Source organism: Blastomonas sp., assembly GCF_046294995.1.
In the GTDB taxonomy this organism is placed as follows: Bacteria; Pseudomonadota; Alphaproteobacteria; order Sphingomonadales; family Sphingomonadaceae; genus Blastomonas.
Genome location: NZ_JBKBOG010000012.1, coordinates 15,913 through 32,995, shown reverse-complemented (window position 1 = coordinate 32,995; position 17,083 = coordinate 15,913). Strand labels below are relative to the sequence as shown.

Here is a 17,083-nt window from a genome sequence, read left to right as displayed (position 1 = left end):
CCGCCATCGCGCGCGTCACCGCTTCGGTCGTTGTGCTGCGGCGGGCTGCGGTTGGCCAAGAATCCGCACCGCGACCCCGTTCGACAGCCGTGCGCGGCCTGCCGTCACCACCAGGTCGCCCTCGCGCAGGCCGGAGAGCACCGCTTGGCGACCTTCGGACTGGACACCCAGACGCACCTCGCGCTCGATCGCAACGTTGCGCTGGCGATCGACGACGAAGACGAAGCTGCGGTTGTTACGGGTGCGCAGCGCGTTGAGCGGGACGGCAAGGGCGGGCTGGCGGGTTGGCTGGGCGATCCAGGTTGCTACGAATTCACCGTCCTGCAGCTGTGGCGCGCGGTCCAATGTGCGGATGATCGCCTCGAAGGTACGGCTTTCGGGGTCGAGTGCGGGGCTGATCGCGTGGACCGTGCCTGCTATGCGGTAATCGCCTACCGGCATCGGCGGTCCGCCGGGCAGGCTGGAGCGGGAGGCCGCGTCACCGTTACCGTTCTCGGTTGCGCTTGCCGTGGGACGCTCGCCCGCGCCGATCATCACCCGCGAGCCTATCGCCAGCTGGCGATAAGCGTAGGAGGGCAGGTCGACGCGGATCTCGAACGCGGACGGATCGATCACCACCACCGGAACAGTGCGCAATGCGTTCGCCTCGGAGGTTGTCTGGACCGTCTGCGGGGTGAAGTAGCGCCCCTGTTCGATGTTGAGCCGCGAAATCACCCCGTTGATTGGCGAGACGATCCGCGAATCGCCCACGACCAGACGCGCCTGCGCGATCTCTGCATCCGCCGAACCGACGCGCGCCTGTGCCGAGCGGGTCTGTGCCCGCGCCCGCGCCTGCGCCGCCTGCGCCTGCGCAAACTCGGCCTCGGCGCGGTCGAACTCCTGCTGCGAAGCGGAATTTTGCGCGATCAGTGTTCGGTAACGCTCGAGCGTCACCCGGGCGAGCTCAAGCGTGGCTTGCGCCTCGCGTTCGGCGGCCTGTGCCTGCGCAATCTCGCTGCGTGCCGTGATCAGGGCAGCCTCGGCGTTGGCGAGCCCGGCGCGAGAGCGCGCAGGCTCCTGATAAGCGATCAGCTTGCCGCGCGCGACACTGCTGCCCAGCCGTAGCTGCGGGTCGAGCCATTCGACCCGGCCAGCATCGGCAAAGGTGAGGAACTCGCGCTGCACTGCGCGCGCGGTTCCCTGGCCATAGACCCAGGCCTGCAGCGCGCGGCGCTGGACCGGCTCGACGCGCACGCTCACCACCACCGCTTCCTCGGCGGCCTCTTCGGGCTCGGAACAGGCGCTCAGCAGCGCAAGCGGGATCAGCACAAGTCCAAGAAGGGGGCGGCGGGGAGGACGCATGCGTGTCAATTCCTGGTCGCATCGCCGGGCGCGACGAAATCGCCGCCCAGCGCAAGATGGAGGTTGATCCGGTTGTCGAGCCGGGCCCGCCGGGTGGCAATCTGTGCGCTTCGGCTGTCGAGCGCGCGCTGCTGCGCCTCGAGGACGTTGAGAAAGGGATCGAGCCCCTCGCGATAGCGGTTGAAGGCGATCTCGACTGCGCCTTCTGCGGCGCGCGCGGCGGTGTCCGAAGCAGCCTCGCGGCGCGCCAGCACCTGCTCGATGGCGAGCGCAGTCTCGACCTCGGAGAGCGCCTGCAGCGCGACCTCGGCATAGAGCTCGAGCGCCTCGTCGCGCTGGCCTTCGGCGCTGCGGACCTGCGCGCGCAGCCGCCCGCCCTGGAAGATCGGCTGAAGCAATCGTCCGGCGATGGTCCAGACCAGCGAACCGCCGTCGAACAGGCGGCCGATATCCTGGCTCGCGGTGCCGATCGATCCGGTCAGCCCGATCCCGGGCAGGAAGGAGCGCCGACTGGCCTCGAGCCGATATCCTGCGGCGTGCAATGATAGTTCGGCGGCAGCGACATCGGGGCGGCGGACGAGGAGGTCGGCAGGCAAGCCCGCAGGTGGCGGCGGAGGGACCTCGGGCAGCGTGTCGGGGGTGGCGATGGTGCCGGCGGGATAGTCGCGCAGCAGGATTTCGAACTGGCGGGTCGCCTGCTCGAGCGCTTCACGGCGCTGCTCCACCCCGGCCTGCGCGGCACCCAGATTGGCGCTCGCGAGCAGTTGATCGCTGGGCGGGGCGATTCCGGCGCTGGCGCGGTTGGCGATCTGGCGCTCGATCTCGGTCAGCGCAGCTTCGGTGGTCTGTGCGACCGCAAGCTGCGCGCGTGACTCGACGACCTGGAAATAGAGCCGCCCGGCCTGCGCCGCGATCGCCTGCCGGGTCGCCCGCAGGTTTTCCGCGCTCGCAAGGAAATCGGCGCGTGCGGCCGCGCTCTGGCTCGACAGCCGACCCCAGATGTCGAGTTCCCATTGGACTTCGAGCGCGGTCGAGAAATTGTTGAAGGTGAAACCGCTCGGGAGATCCCCACCAGGCGTGCCGGGCAGCGCGCCGATCGGTCCGAGTCCGGCAAGGTTCTGGCGCTGCCGCGAGGCAGCGAGCGCGGCGTTGACCTGCGGGAACAGGTCGGCGCGCACAATCCGGGCCTGCGCGGCGGCGATCTCGGTCTGTGCGACCGCCTGACCGATCGCGGGATTGTCGCTCACTGCCGCCTCGACCAGCAGTTCGAGCCGCTCGTCGCCAAAGCTGGTCCACCAGCGATCGGCCACCGCAACGGCGTCACCGGCGGGTGCCTCTCCCGGCGCGACAAAACGCTCGGGCAACGGCACCGGCGGCGCGGGGCGTGTGGGCACGGTCGCGCAGCCGGCCAACATTGCGCACAGCAATGCAGCGCGCAGCAACGCGCCAGCGCGCGCCCGGGTCGTGATGTCAGCTTTGGTCATCGTGTTCGCTGCTGAAACGCCGCGCAGCTTCCTGCATCGTCTCGCCGATGATCTCGGACATGCGGCACAGCCGCTCGATCCGCTTGGCGGCCCCTGGGCGGGTCACTGAGCGCAACCGCTGGTGGATCTGGGCGCGGTGTCGTTCCATCGCGACGATGGAACCCTCGAGCATCCGGTCGAGCGCGGTTTCGTCATGGACATAATGATGACGCCTGTCCCCGCGCACATCGACCCGGCGCAACAGCCGCATATCGAGCAACGGCTTCAATCCGCTGCTCACGGAGCCAGCGCTCATCCCGAGCGCCTCCTCTGCCTGTTGCGACGTGAACGCCTGGCCGGTGACGATTGCAAATCCGAACAATCGCCCCGCGGGGCGAGCAAAGCGGTGGTATCTGAGCTGGTCGCCAATCAGGTCTATCATCTGCCGCTCGGAAATCGACAGCGCGGGCGGTTCGGCGAGGTGCATCGCAAACCCATAGCCGATGACAGCATTGTTTCAAGATTTTTTGAAAGTTCGATGATTTAGTTAGTTTGCCACCATTTCGGGGGGGGGAGGCCAGATCACATCCAAATTTTTTATTTGAAACAAATTTCAATTACCAAGTAAGCGTGCGGGTGCCTTCAGAATAAATACCTGGTGAACCGAGTGATAGAAATGATGACGCGCAGTAGAACCTGAATGTGAGGTAGATGGCAGCTTCTGTTGCACGCCGCCGTTCTTAGATGAACGCGGGAACGAATGGGTCGGGTTGGGTACTGTCATCTGTCGGATATAGGATTGGCGTTCTGAGCGTTCGCAGACTTGCCGCCTTGCCAACAGCCCAGTTCGTCCACTGTGATCGACCGCTCTTGACTAGCGCAGACGTCTATCAGTGCGGATGGGAACGGCCGATCTTGGGTCGACAGCCGACAGCACTGTCGCTGATCAGAAGAGGAATCCGTCTCAATACGGCTACCGAGAAACTGATATTGCAGAAATGGTCAAATCGTCGGCAAAGCGGATGGACTGATCCGGCGCTCTGTCTGGATGTCGCGCACCGATCTTGCCGGATGCGCGTGTCACGACGAACCAAAGATGTTTTGGTCCGACTGTTACCTAGAGCTCAAAGCGGTCGCGGCAGCTAACATCGGCTGCTATTGAATTTTTGTTTTCATAAGGAAAATATGGTGGACGCACTTGGGCTCGAACCAAGGACCCGCTGATTAAGAGTCAGCTGCTCTACCAACTGAGCTATGCGTCCATTCCACTGGCGAGGGCGATATCGAATCGGCCGCCGCCGGGAAGAGCGCTGCCTATAAAAGATTGGGCGCGGATGAAAAGGCTTTTGTTGGGAAAGCTGCGATTTTCTGGTTTGCGCGCTTGCCGTGGTTGGGCGCGGCGCGTCAGCCGACCACGCGTCAGCTGACCACGCGTCCGCCGCTGCCGCTGCCCTGGCGGGTGCTGCGTTCGATCCCCATCAGCAGGCCGATGCAGATCATGATCGTCATCATCGACGATCCGCCATAGCTGAGGAAGGGCAGGGGAATGCCGACGACGGGGGCCAGGCCCATCACCATCAGCAGGTTGATCGCGATGTAGAAGAAGATCGTCATCGTCAGCCCGCCGCCGGCCAGCTTGCCGAAGCGGCTGGAGGCGTTGAGCGATACCGATGTCGCCCAGCGCAGCAGCAGCCCGAACAGGCCGATCACCACCAGCCCGCCGATCAGCCCCCATTCCTCGGCCATGGTCGCAAACACAAAGTCGGTGTGGCCCTCGGGGAGGTAATCGAGGTGGCTTTGCGAACCCTGCAGATAGCCCTTGCCGCTGATCCCGCCCGATCCGATCGCGATCTTGGACTGGCTGATATGATAGCCGGTGCCCAGCGGATCGCTTTCCGGATCGAGGAAGGTCAGCACCCGGTTCTGCTGATAGTCCTTGAGCAGGAAGAAGAAGGCGAAGGGTACGAAAGCCGCGCCTGCAAGGCCTGCGCCGACAAACAGCCTGAGCGGCACGCCCGCGAGGAACATCACGGTCACGCCGCCGACCATGATCGCGATCGAGGTGCCGAGATCGGGCTGGGTCATTACCAGAAACCACGGCACGCCGATGAGCAGCAGCGGTGGCCAGATCGCCGACCAGCTTCGCGCCTGGCCGATCGGCAGCAGCTCGTAGAAGCGCGCGATGGCGAGTACCACCAACGGCTTCATCAGCTCCGACGGCTGAAGGCGGATGAGGCCCAGATCGATCCAGCGCTGGCTGCCGCCCTTGACCGCGCCGACTAGCTCGACCAGCAGCAGCAGCACCGCGACGACGATATAGCCGGGATAGGTCCACAGCTTGATGAAATTCTCGCTGAACAGCCGGATCACCAGCGCCATGGTGAGAAACACGGCAAAGCGCACGGCATGCGTGCCTGCCCAGGGTGATACGCTGCCCCCGGCAGCCGAATAGAGCACCACCACGCCGAACCCGGCGATCGCCAGCGTGATGCAGATGATCTGCCAGGGCATCTCGGCAATCTGGCGGGGGACGAAGCCGAACATCAGCCTGCCGTCGCTTCGGGTGGCGTCGCGGGACCCCGGCCTTCGCTGCGCGCGCGAAATGCGGCGAACTCGGACGCCATGCGCTCGGATATGTTGCCGCCCCATCCGGCTTCGAGCGCGAGCAGGCTGTCCATCGCCTTTTGCGGATCGAACATGTAGGTCATGAAATCCTTGGCCACAGGGGCTGCGGCGCGCGATCCGCCAAGGCCGTGCTCGATCACCACCGCGGCGGCATAAAGCGGCTTTTCCACCGGCGCGAAACAGATGAACAGGCCATGGTCGCGGTATTTCCACGGCACGCCCGCGCCGCCCCGGCTGCCCGAGCCGAACCCGCGGACCTGCGCCGTGCCGGTCTTGCCCGCCATGGCGATTCCCTCGAGCGGCAGCTTGCTGCGCGCCGCGGTCCCCTGGCTGACCACCTGCGCCATGCCGAGCTGCGCGATCGCCAGATGCTCGGGTGGATAGGGCAGGGTGGGGGCGACCTTGTCGTTGGGGATGAAGTGCGGGTACAGCCTGCGGCCAGAGGCGATCCGCGCGGTCATCACCGCCAGTTGCAGCGGATTGACGATGACATAGCCCTGTCCGATCACCGCGTTGAGCGAATCCGATGCGGTCCACGCCTGCTTGTACTTGCTCAGCTTCCATTCGCTGTCCGGAATGGTGCCATAACGCTGGTTGGCGCCGGCAAGATCGAAGTCCTCTCCCAACCCCAGCTCGCGCGCGACCATCGCGATCTTGTCATAGCCCAGCCGGTGCGCCTGCGCATAGAAATAGGTGTTGCAGCTCTTCTCGATCGCGCGGGTCATGTTGACCGCGCCGTGGCGGCCCAGGCACTGATAGAAGCGGTTGCCGAGGCGATAGCCGCCCGGGCAGTTGACGGTCTCGTCAGGATCGACGCCGTTCTGCAATGCGGCAATCGCCGCCATCGGCTTGAGCGTGGAGCCGGGAGGATACAGCCCCCGCGTCGCCTTGTTGAGCAACGGCACCCGCTCGTCCTGCGACAGCATCGCATATTCGAGTCGGCCGATGCCGTCCGAAAAGCTGTTCGGGTCGAAACACGGCATCGAGCAGAAAGCGAGGATACCGCCGGTCTGGCAGTCGATCACCACCGCCGCGCCCGATTCGCGGCCCAGGCGCCGCGCGACATATTCCTGCAGCCCGCCATCGATGGTGAGCTTGAGCGGCTTGCCCGGAATGTCCTCCTGCACGCCGAGCTCGCGCACGATCTTGCCACGCGCGGTCACCTCGACCTTGCGCGCACCCGGCTTGCCCTGCAGCTGCGGCTCGAAATACTGCTCGAGCCCGTCCTTGCCGATCTTGAACCCTGGGGTGATCAGCAGCGGGTTTCGGTTCTTCTCGTACTCCTCGGCATTGACGATGCCGACATAGCCCAGCAGATGGCCGACCGCAGCGCCCGTGGGGTATTGCCGGGAGAAGCCGCGCTGTGGCGCGACCCCTGGCAGATCGGGCAGGCGGACCGAAAGTGCGGCGAATTTTTCGTAGCTCAGCCCTGACGCCACGGGGACCGGCTGCAATCCGCGTGCATCCTTCATTGCGGTGTGCAGGTCTTCGACCTGGTCCGGGGACATGTCGAGAATGTCGCGCAACTGGCCGATCGTGGCGTCGACATCGCGGACCCGCTGCGGGATCAGGTCGACACGAAAATCGGCCTTGTTGTTGGCCAGTGGCTTGCCGTGGCGGTCGATCACCCAGCCGCGCCGGGGTGGGATCAGCGTCAGATTGACCCGGTTGCTCTCCGACAGCATCTTGTAGCGCTCGTTCTCGACCACCGAGATATACGCCATGCGGGTGGCCAGGATCGTCCCGAGCAAGGCCTGCGCGCCGCCGATCAGCGCCGTGCGGCGGTTGAACGTGACGTTCAGCGAGTTGCGGGTGATCAGCTTTCCCGGCCGCTTCATGGATGACGCGCCTTCACCGTTTCAGGCGGACATGGTCGAGCCGCGCAACAAGTCGCAGCACCAGCGGGAAGGTAAAGATGGAAAGAATCATCTGGGGATACAGCACCGACAGGTGGGTGTCGCTCGCGAGGAAATTGTTGATCGCCAGGCCGCCTGCCAGCGCGAGTATAAGCGACACCGCGGCGATGAACCAGTCCTGCCAGTAATTGCGCCAGATATAGCGCTGGTCGATCAGGTCGATCGCGATCAGAATGATCGACCACAGCAGCACCGCGCTGCCCACCGGCTGGCCGCCGATGATGTCGTCGAATATGCCGAAGGGAACCCCCGCCCAGACCGGCCAGAGCCCGGGACGCAGCACCTGCCATGAGATCAGCACCATCAGCCCGAACGGCGGCAGCACCGGCGCCGATGCGACCAATGGCAGCAGCGGAGTCATCGACCCGGCCAGCACCGACAGGATCGGCACCGCGGCCTTGCGGAAGTTGGATGGCTCGCGGTTGAGCCGGGCGCGATAGGGTGCCTTCACAGCTGCGGTGCGCCGGGGGCAGGGCCGGGCGACACCGGTGGAAGGCCGCTCTTTTCCGGGTCTGCCAGTTCGGGCTCGTACATTTCCTGGACGATCACGAAATCGGTGCCGGCGGGGTTGGCGAGCAGCTTGCCGATGGCGCCATCGCTGGTCAGCCGTTCGATGATCGCGACCGGCACGTTGGGCGGATAGATGCCGCCATTGCCCGATGTCACCATGACATCGCCGACCTTGAACGGGTTGATGCCGATATCGATCAGCTTGATCTCGACCCGCCCGTCGCCGCGGCCTTGCGAGAACGCCACCACGCCGTCGCGCGCACGGCGCACCGGAACGACGTTTTCGGCATCGCTGAGCAGCAGCACGCGCGAGGTGTTGGGTCCGGTCTCGAGCACGCGGCCGATCAATCCGCGCTGGCCGCGCACCGGCTGGCTGCGCTGGACGCCCTGGCGCGAGCCGACATCGAGCGTGGCATAACGGCGGCTGCTCGATGCGCTCGAGTTGATCAGGCGCGCGGTGGCGACCGGGCGGCCCTCTTGCTTGATCAGGCCGAGCAACCGGCGCAGTTCGCGGTTTTCCTGCTTGAGCGCGCGCGCCTCGATCAGCCTAACCCGGTTGCGCTCGACCTCGCGCTGCAGCCTGGCATTCTTTGAGCCAGCCTCGAAATAGGCGGCGACCTCGCTCCAGCCGCTCTGCGCGCTGACCCGGGCGCCGGTCAGCACGCGGGCGGGCGGTGCGGTGACCTCTGCCGTGATGCTGCGCACGACGCTGAAAGCGGCTGGATCGAAATAGGACAAGGCCAGCAACAGCAATCCGGCGAACGCACCTGTAAACGCCAGCAGATAGCCGGTGAAGATTTGCAGTTGCGCCTTGCGGGAGAACCCGGGGCGCCGTTTGCGGGGCGGCGCCATGCTTGAAACGCCCTTAGGCGGTCATCAGCACGCCCCGGAAGATCGGATCTTCCATGGCGCGGCCGGTGCCGATGGCAACGCAGGTCAGCGGATCCTCCGCGACCGAGACGGGAAGACCCGTTTCCTCGCGCAGATGCGCGTCCAATCCCTGGATCAGCGCGCCACCACCGGTAAGCACGATGCCCTGATCGACGATATCGGCGGCAAGTTCGGGCGCGGTGTTTTCCAGCGCGATGCGAACGCCCTCGACGATCGTGCTGATCGGTTCGGACAAGGCCTCCGCGATCTGGCCCTGGTTAATCGAGATTTCCTTGGGGATGCCGTTGACGAGGTCGCGGCCCTTGATCTGGATGGTGTGGCCGATGCCATCGGCAGGCGCGACGGCGACGCCGAAGTCCTTCTTGATGCGCTCGGCGGTGGTTTCACCGATCAGCAGGTTGTGGTGGCGACGGACGTACGAGACGATCGCTTCGTCCATCTTGTCGCCGCCGGTGCGCACCGAGGTGGTGTAGGCAAGGCCGCGCAAGCTGAGCACAGCGACTTCGGTGGTGCCGCCGCCGATATCGACGACCATCGATCCGATCGGTTCGGTCACCGGCATGTCGGCGCCGATCGCAGCTGCCATCGGCTCGACGATCAGCATCACCTGGCTGGCACCGGCGTTCGATGCCGCATCGCGGATCGCGCGGCGCTCGACCGAGGTCGAACCCGAGGGCACGCAGATCACGATCTCGGGATAGCTGAACATGCTCCGCTTGCCGTGCACCTTCTGGATGAAATACTTGATCATGTGCTCGGCGACTTCGATGTCGGCGATGACGCCATCACGCAGCGGGCGGATCGCTTCGATCGAATCCGGGGTCTTGCCCATCATCATCTTGGCATCGACGCCCACCGCCTTGACCCGCTTGATGCCGTTGATCGTCTCCAGTGCCACCACCGAAGGCTCGTTCAGCACAATCCCCTGATCCTGAACGTAAACCAGCGTGTTCGCGGTACCCAGGTCGATCGCCATATTGTGCGAACCGAACCGGAAAAGCTTGGAGATGAACGACATGAAGACTTTCCAAAAGCAAAGTGACCGGGAACGAGGCGGCGTTCACGGCAACCGCGCCGTTTTGCAGCGCAAGGGGTCTCAAGGCGGAGGCTAACCCGAGAGCCCGGACAGACCAAGCATGGATATGCGGGGAACTCGGGAGTCGCGTCCAAGCCGCGCTTGGGCTAGGACCGGGGGCATGTCAATACGAAGGCTTCCAAACGCCCTTATAAACCGGATCGCCGCTGGCGAAGTGGTCGAAAGACCGGCCAGTGCGTTGAAGGAGCTGGTCGAAAACGCGATCGATGCAGGCGCCGACCGGATCGCGATATCGCTCGAGGACGGCGGCCTGGGCGGGCTCGAGGTGATCGACAACGGCTGCGGCATGGCTGCGGACGACATTGCGCTCGCGCTTGAGCGGCACGCGACCTCCAAGCTGCCCGATGATGCGATCGAACTGGTCGCGACTTTGGGCTTTCGCGGCGAGGCCTTGCCCAGCATCGCCAGCGTGGCGCGGCTCTCGATCGCCAGCCGGACAGCGGACGGCGATGGCTGGCGCCGCGTCGTCGATCATGGCGAGGTCGTCGAAGATGGCCCGGCATCGTTGCCGCCGGGGACCCGCATCCGGATGGACAGCCTGTTCGCCAATGTCCCTGCGCGGCGCAAGTTTCTGCGCTCGGCGCGCAGCGAATACGCCGCGTGCAGCGATGTGGTCAAACGCCTGGCGATGGCGCGGCCCGATATCGCATTCAGCCTCGAATCCGATGGGCGGCGGGTGTTCTCGGTGCAGGCCGGAGAGGCGCGGCTGACGCGGATCGCATCGCTGACCGCACGCGGGCTTGCCGACAACGCTGTGCTACTCGATTTCGAGCGCGAAGGCGTGCGGCTGACCGGGGTGGCAGGGCTGCCGACCTACAACCGGGGCGTGGCCGATCACCAGTTCCTGTTCGTCAATTCCCGACCGGTGCGCGACCGGTTGCTGGTCGGCGCGGTGCGCGCCGCCTATGCCGAGATGCTCGCGCGCGACCGGCACCCGGTGGTGGCGCTGTTCCTCGACGTCGTGCCGCAGGATGTCGACGTCAACGTTCACCCCGCCAAGACCGAGGTGCGGTTTCGCGATGCGGCGATGGTGCGCGGGATGATCGTCTCGGGGCTGCGGCGCGCACTCAACGAAGGAGGTTTCCGCGCGGTGCAGCGCCCGGCAGCGGGCGCGCTCTCGCGCTGGCAGAGCGAGGCTGCTCCGCCGCCGCCCGAGCGCGACATGTTCAGCGCGGCCCATGCGATGGCGCTGGCTCCTGCGCAGGAACCGGCGTGGCTGGCCGCCGCGGGTGTCGCCGAACGCAGCCAGCCTTATATCGCCGCCGCGCCGATGGGCCGTGCCGAGCCGTCCTATGCGCCGGTGCCGATGGCCGAGCGCTATCCCCTGGGCATCGCGCGCGGGCAGATCGCCAAGACCTATATCGTCGCCGAGGCCGAGGACGGGCTGGTGATCGTCGACCAGCACGCCGCGCACGAGCGGCTGGTGCTCGAGCGGATGCGCAAGGCGGCCGATGGCGGCCGGGTCGCGAGCCAGGCGTTGCTGATCCCCGAGGTCGTCGAACTCGACGAGACCGCATGCGACCGGATCGAGGAGCGCGCGGGCGAGCTTGCCGATTTCGGGCTCGAGGTTGAGCGCTTCGGCCCTGCGGCGGTGCTGGTCCGCGCGGTGCCCGCGATGCTCGGCGGCGGCGACGTGCACGGTCTGGTGCAGGACATCGCCGATGAACTTGGCGCGTTCGACGCGGCACTGTCGCTCAAGGAACGGCTCGATCTGGTCGCCTCGACGATGGCGTGCCACGGATCGGTCCGCGCAGGCCGCGTGCTCTCGGTCGCCGAGATGAACGCGCTGCTGCGCGAAATGGAGATCACCCCGCATTCGGGCCAGTGCAACCATGGGCGGCCGACCTGGGTGAAGCTGGCGCACGGCGACATCGAGCGGCTGTTCGGGCGGAAATAGCGCGGACTTTGTTCGTTAGCCCTCCCCCTTGATTGGGGGAGGGTTGGGTGGGGGTGATCTCTCCGGATTGCGCTGTGCTTTTGAATGCGCACCCTCAGCGCCAAGGCGCACCATCACCCTCACCGCTGCGACTAAGGCAGTCCTTCGACAAGCTCAGGACTGCCAAGTCTCGCTGCCTCTCCCATCAAGGGAGAGGCAAAGCCCGCGAGCGGGAATGGAGAGACTTTGATCGCATTGGCTATCACGCTATAGCCCCGCCATCATTCCCCAATTCCGGAGCATCCCGCATGCGCAACGCCCTCCTCGTCCCGCTCGCCTTTCTCGCTGCGTGCAGCAATGACAAGCCCGCCGATGATGCGCTGGTGACGCTCGATGGCGACAATGCGGCGCAGCAGGGCACGGTTTCGGCTTCGGCGGGCGGCGCGACGCCCGCGCCTGTCACCGGCGTACAGGCCGTGGATGCGGAAGGATCAAAGCTCGAACCGCTGCTGTCCAGCGCGATCAGCGAGGCGGGGCTGGTGAGCGGATCGTGCCGCTTCAGCCCGAGCGAGGGCGCGCTGCCGGTGCTGGTGGCGAGCCGGGCAGGGGGCAAGGGCATCATCTCGGTTGCAGGCAGGCAGATCGATGTCGCGCCAGCCGCTACAGTGGCGGCGACCGGCGGCAGCTTTTCCGGCGACGGGGTCACGCTGACGGTGTCCGCCAGCGACACCCGGACGCTGGGCAGTGCCGCCACGATGCAGGTCAATGACGCCGACGGTCCGGCGTTCACCTACAGCCAAGGGTTCTGGGTCTGCAACTGACCCTGTAGGGGCTCAATCCTCGATCGGCGCTTCGGGGTTGCGCACCTTGATCAGGCCGTTGCTGCGCATCGTCATCACCGGCTCGTCGTTCTGGTTGAACACGGTGAGGTCGGACTTGAACAGCCCCATCTCGGGGCGCTTCTTCGACCGGCGTTTCTCGATGACCTTGCTTTCGCAGCGCAAGGTGTCGCCGGGATAGACCGGCTTGACCCAGCGCAGCTCGTCCATCCCGGGCGAGCCGAGCCCCGCCTGCTTGTGCTCCTTGAGGTTGGCGACCAGCATCGCCATCGTCATCGCACAGGTGTGCCAGCCGCTCGCCGACAGCCGCCCGAAATGGGTCTTGGCCGCCGCCTCGTCGCTCAAGTGGAACTCCTGCGGGTCATATTTGGAGGCGAATTCGATCACCTCCTCGCGGGTGACATCGTAGCGGCCAAAGCTTTGGGTGACGCCGATTGCGAGATCTTCAAAGTACATCATGGACATCAGTTTCGTTTGGCAACCTTGAAACTGCAAGCGAATTATCGCCCGACGATGCCGGCAAGCGTCTTCGCATTGCCATCCGACGGCAGGGGATCGAAGCCCGCAAGCCGCGCGACCAGCGGGTAGACATCGACATTGTCGAATACTGGAAGGTCCGCCACAGGCTTGATCGACGGGCCGAACGCCATGAACAGCGCGAGCATATCGGGATCGGCATTGTCATAGCCGTGCGCGCCACCGGTCACCGGATAACGCGGCGGGCCCGACAGGATCGTCCAGCCGGGCGCTGCCAGGCAGATGATCGCCGCGACGCGCGGATTCTTGCCGTAATGCAGCCGCGCGGGCAGGTCTTCCTTGCGATAGCACTGCATGTGGTCGTGCGGCTTGAGCAATGCGTCGTACACGCGGGTGTCGGTGCCGGTCACCGGTTCGATCGCGCCATAAGGGCCCATCTCGACCGCGATGTAGCTTGCCGAATCGATCAAGTCGTCGAGCTGGATGATGCGGTCCTCGGCGGTCTGCGCCATGCCGTGGTCGGCGGTGATGACGATGTTGGCCTCGCGGCCCATCGCGGCAAGACCGGCGACGAGTTCGCCGATCCGCGCATCGACGTCGGCGATCGCAGCATCGAGCTCTGGCGTGCGGCCCGGGCCGAAACGGTGTCCTGCAGTGTCGACGGTGTCGAAATACATCGTGATCAGCTGCGGGCGGATATCGGCGGGGCGGCGCATCCAGTCGAGAACGGTGTTGACCCGCTGCTCGTTGGAGATGTTCTGATCAAAGCGCATCCAGTCACGCGGGCGCAGCGTCGGGCCTGCCGCAGCATCGCCGCTGGCGACCTCGCTGCCCGGCCAGAACATCGTCGCCGAACGCACGCCCGCCTTTTCGGCGGTGATCCACACAGGTTCGGACTCGTTCCACCAGAACGGATCGAGCGCCTGCTTGGAATCACCCATGCTGAAGATCTGCCCCGGACGGCGCGGATCGATCATCGAATTGCCGACGATGCCGCTGCGATCGGGGCGCATGCCGGTGACGATGGTATAGTGGTTGGGGAAGGTCTTGGTCGGAAAGCTCGGGCGCATCGCGGCGGCGACGCCCTTGGCCTTCAGCGCGTTGAGATTGGGGGTAAGGCCGCGGTCGAGATAATCGGGGCGCATTCCGTCGATCGAGATCAGGATCGTCGAGGGGCGCTCGGCCTGCTGCGCTGTCGCGGGCAGGGCCGACGCCAGCGCCGCGCTCCAGCACAGGACGATGAAGGCGCGAATGGCGATGATCATGCGGGCAATCCTGTCATTTTCGCACCGGGGACGCCGTATGCGACCTCGGCAGTGGCGCGGCGGGTCATGCTGTTGGCGCGGACCGAAACCTTGTCGACCACCTGGAAGTGGCTGAGCCAGGCATCGGGGGTGACCTCGCACACCACATAGCCGCGCTGGTCGTTGAGGAACTTGAGCTCGGGATTGTTGGTCATCATCTGCTCGCTGCCATAGCGCAGGTCCGACCCATCGCCGCCGCTGCTGATCGAGGTCGCGACGATCTCGGTGCCGACCACCTTGTCCTTGTGGACCAGATCGCCGACGAAATTCTGGTGCTCGTCGCCGGTGAGCACGATGACGTTGCCGAGCCCTGCCATCCGGCCGAGCAGCCGCTGGCGCGGCACTTCGTAGGCCGCCCAGCTGTCCATGTTGGCGATGCGGGTGTCCTCGTTGGCCGCGCGCCTGCGGTCGAGGCTCATCATCATGATCTGCTGCGCAAGGCAATTCCAGCGCGCCTGACTGCCCGACAGGTTCTTCGCCAGCCATGCCTCCTGTTCGGCGCCCAGAACCTGCGCGTTTCGGTCGTTCACGCCCTCGCACAAGGGCTTGAAGCCATCGTCGCAGGCCTGGTCGCTGCGATAGGAGCGGGTGTCGAGCAGCTGGATTTCGGCGAGGTTGCCAAAGCGCGCGGTGCGATGGAAAGTGCCGCTGCCGAAGCGCGGCATGTTGGCCTTGCGCACCGGCATATGTTCGTACCACGCCTGCAGTGCAGCAGCGCGGCGCAGTTCGAACATCTCGGCGGGCGATCCGCTGCCGCTGATCCCGGCGACCCAGTTGTTGTCGACCTCGTGGTCGTCGAAGGTGGGCAAGAAGCTGTGCGCGGCGTGCGCGCGCTGCAGGTCGGTGTCGGTCTTGTACTGCGCGTAACGCTGGCGATAATCGGCCAGGTCATAGAGCAACTGCCCGGCATGCTGGCGCACCGGAACCTGCAGCTTGCCGGTGAAATACGATGCGCTGCTCGGGCTGCCGCGCCACTCATAGATATAGTCGCCATAATGGAAGACGAAATCGAGGTCCTCGCGCGCCAGATGGTTGTACGCGCCGAAAAAACCGTCCTCGAAATTCTGGCAGCCGACGACGCCGAACTTGAGCTTGTCCATCGCTGCTCCGGCGGCGGGCAGGGTGCGCGCGCGACCTGAGAAGCTGCGTTCGCCGCCCGCGGTGAAGCGGTACCAATAAGGGCGGTTGGGCTGGAGTCCGGCGACCTCGACATGCACCGAATGCGCAACTTCGGGCCGCGCCACCGTCGTGCCCGTCGCGACGACGGTGGCAAAACGGTCGTCGCTCGCCACTTCCCATTCGACGTCCATCGGGGTCATCGCCATGCCGCCGTGCAATTCGAGCGGATCGGGGGCCAGCCGCGTCCAGATCACGAATCCATCGGGCGAGGGGTCGCCCGAGGCGATACCCAGCGCAAACGGGAAGGTGCGGAACACGCTTTGCGCGCGCAGGATGCCAGGCGCGCCGATCAGGGTGAGCGGAGCGGCGGCGATAAACAGGCGGCGGGAGAGCATCCAGCGATGTCCTTCAGGTCAGGGAGAGGATTGTCCGTTCCCTAGGCGCGTAATCTGGCAGTTCGATGACGCCCTGCCAATCCGCGCCGAATTGCGGGATCAGACGTTGAACTTGAAGTGCAGCACGTCGCCGTCCTGCACGACATATTCCTTGCCTTCCTGGCGCAATTTGCCCGCATCGCGCGCACCGGCTTCACCATTGAGCGCGATGTAATCGTCGTACGCGATGGTTTCGGCGCGGATGAAGCCGCGCTCGAAATCGCTGTGAATCTCGCCGGCCGCCTGCGGGCCCTTCGATCCGACCTCTACCGTCCAGGCGCGCGCTTCCTTGGGGCCGACGGTGAAGAAGGTGATGAGATGGAGCAGGTCGTAGCCAGCGCGGATCACGCGGGCGAGGCCGGTTTCTTCCAGACCCAGATCGGCGAGGAACTCCATCCGGCCGTCCATGTCCATGGTGATCAGCTCGGCCTCGATCGCGGCGGACACGACGACCGCCTCGGCGCCTTCGGCCTTGGCCTTTTCAAACACCCGCGCGCTGAACGCATTGCCGTTGGCCGCACTGCCCTCATCGACGTTGCAGACATAGAGCACCGGCTTCGACGTCAGCAATTGCGCCTGTGCGAGCACGCGCGCTTCTTCCTCGTCGGCAGGTTCCGTCAGCCGTGCAGGCTTGCCTTCGCGCAGCAGCTCGAGCGCCTTGCCGAGCACCGATGCGCCGATCTTCGATTCCTTGTCGCCCTGCTGCCCGCGCTTGACGAGGCCGGGGACGCGCTTTTCAAGGCTTTCGAGGTCGGAGAGCAGCAATTCGGTTTCGACCGTCTCGGCGTCCGAGATCGGATCGACCTTGTTCTCGACATGCTGGATGTCGTCATCCTCGAAGCAGCGCAGCACATGGACGATCGCGTCGACTTCGCGGATGTTGCCGAGGAACTGGTTGCCCAGACCCTCGCCCTTCGATGCACCGCGCACCAGGCCTGCGATATCGACGAAAGCGAGCTGGGTCGGGATGATCTTCTGGCTGCCTGCGATCGCGGCCAATTTGTCGAGCCTGGGATCGGGCACCGCGACGTTGCCGACATTGGGCTCGATCGTGCAGAACGGATAGTTTGCCGCCTGCGCCGCCTGCGTCTCGGTGAGCGCGTTGAACAGCGTGGACTTGCCGACATTGGGCAGCCCGACAATACCGCATTTGAAACCCATGAATTATCCCAGTCTGATAGAGATGCCGGCG

14 protein-coding genes and 1 tRNA gene are annotated in these 17,083 nt (G+C 65.3%); 2 read left to right on the top strand and 13 right to left on the bottom strand.

The window, feature by feature from the left end; all coding sequences use genetic code 11:
- Positions 1-15: 15 nt before the first annotated feature.
- The 9 genes from ACK4R0_RS12805 to ACK4R0_RS12765 form a co-directional block, all read right to left on the bottom strand.
- Positions 16-1,308, bottom strand: a complete 1,293-nt coding sequence (locus tag ACK4R0_RS12805) for an efflux RND transporter periplasmic adaptor subunit (RefSeq protein ID WP_409674472.1) — start codon at positions 1,306-1,308, stop codon at positions 16-18.
- Positions 1,309-1,346: 38 nt separating this feature from the next.
- Positions 1,347-2,825 (bottom strand): efflux transporter outer membrane subunit, encoded by a 1,479-nt coding sequence (locus ACK4R0_RS12800; RefSeq protein WP_409674470.1) that lies wholly within the window; start codon positions 2,823-2,825, stop codon positions 1,347-1,349.
- Positions 2,812-3,291: a hypothetical protein gene (locus ACK4R0_RS12795; RefSeq protein WP_409674468.1), complete on the bottom strand. Its 480-nt coding sequence runs from the start codon at positions 3,289-3,291 to the stop codon at positions 2,812-2,814. The genes ACK4R0_RS12800 and ACK4R0_RS12795 overlap by 14 nt, the downstream gene beginning before the upstream one ends.
- Positions 3,292-3,990: 699 nt before the next feature.
- A tRNA-Lys gene (locus ACK4R0_RS12790) sits at positions 3,991-4,066 on the bottom strand.
- Positions 4,067-4,223: 157 nt separating this feature from the next.
- Complete coding sequence (gene rodA / locus ACK4R0_RS12785; RefSeq protein WP_409674466.1) at positions 4,224-5,348, bottom strand: rod shape-determining protein RodA; 1,125 nt, start codon at positions 5,346-5,348, stop codon at positions 4,224-4,226.
- The gene (gene mrdA / locus ACK4R0_RS12780) at positions 5,348-7,267 is read right to left on the bottom strand and encodes a penicillin-binding protein 2 (protein ID WP_409674464.1); all 1,920 of its coding nucleotides are present in this window, start codon (positions 7,265-7,267) and stop codon (positions 5,348-5,350) included. The genes rodA and mrdA overlap by 1 nt, the downstream gene beginning before the upstream one ends.
- 13 nt (positions 7,268-7,280) lie before the next feature.
- Positions 7,281-7,796 carry a rod shape-determining protein MreD gene (gene mreD, locus ACK4R0_RS12775; protein WP_409674462.1) on the bottom strand — a complete coding sequence of 172 codons (516 nt, stop codon included), beginning with the start codon at positions 7,794-7,796 and terminating at the stop codon, positions 7,281-7,283.
- Positions 7,793-8,707, bottom strand: a complete 915-nt coding sequence (gene mreC, locus ACK4R0_RS12770) for a rod shape-determining protein MreC (RefSeq protein WP_409674460.1) — start codon at positions 8,705-8,707, stop codon at positions 7,793-7,795. The genes mreD and mreC overlap by 4 nt, the downstream gene beginning before the upstream one ends.
- A 13-nt stretch (positions 8,708-8,720) precedes the next feature.
- The gene (locus ACK4R0_RS12765) at positions 8,721-9,764 is read right to left on the bottom strand and encodes a rod shape-determining protein (RefSeq protein ID WP_017670842.1); all 1,044 of its coding nucleotides are present in this window, start codon (positions 9,762-9,764) and stop codon (positions 8,721-8,723) included.
- Positions 9,765-9,942: 178 nt separating this feature from the next.
- On the opposite strand from ACK4R0_RS12765, the gene mutL reads away from it, so the two are divergent.
- A complete protein-coding gene (gene mutL, locus ACK4R0_RS12760; RefSeq protein WP_409674458.1) occupies positions 9,943-11,739 on the top strand; it encodes a DNA mismatch repair endonuclease MutL in 1,797 nt (598 codons plus the stop codon).
- 287 nt (positions 11,740-12,026) lie between these two features.
- A complete protein-coding gene (locus ACK4R0_RS12755; RefSeq protein WP_409674456.1) occupies positions 12,027-12,539 on the top strand; it encodes a hypothetical protein in 513 nt (170 codons plus the stop codon).
- Between the two features lie 12 nt (positions 12,540-12,551).
- On the opposite strand, the gene ACK4R0_RS12750 is transcribed toward ACK4R0_RS12755, so the two are convergent.
- The 4 genes from ACK4R0_RS12750 to ychF all read right to left on the bottom strand — a co-directional run bounded on the left by ACK4R0_RS12750 (position 12,552) and on the right by ychF (position 17,052).
- On the bottom strand, positions 12,552-13,016 hold the full coding sequence (locus tag ACK4R0_RS12750) for a MaoC family dehydratase (RefSeq protein ID WP_409674454.1): 465 nt from the start codon (positions 13,014-13,016) through the stop codon (positions 12,552-12,554).
- A gap of 41 nt (positions 13,017-13,057) precedes the next feature.
- Positions 13,058-14,299 carry an ectonucleotide pyrophosphatase/phosphodiesterase gene (locus tag ACK4R0_RS12745; protein WP_409674452.1) on the bottom strand — a complete coding sequence of 414 codons (1,242 nt, stop codon included), beginning with the start codon at positions 14,297-14,299 and terminating at the stop codon, positions 13,058-13,060.
- Entirely contained in the window at positions 14,296-15,852 is a 1,557-nt protein-coding gene (locus ACK4R0_RS12740) for an alkaline phosphatase D family protein (RefSeq protein ID WP_409674450.1), read from the bottom strand. Before ACK4R0_RS12740 ends, ACK4R0_RS12745 begins: the two co-directional genes overlap by 4 nt.
- Positions 15,853-15,951: 99 nt before the next feature.
- Positions 15,952-17,052 (bottom strand): redox-regulated ATPase YchF, encoded by a 1,101-nt coding sequence (gene ychF / locus ACK4R0_RS12735; protein ID WP_409674448.1) that lies wholly within the window; start codon positions 17,050-17,052, stop codon positions 15,952-15,954.
- Between the last annotated feature and the right edge of the window lie 31 nt (positions 17,053-17,083).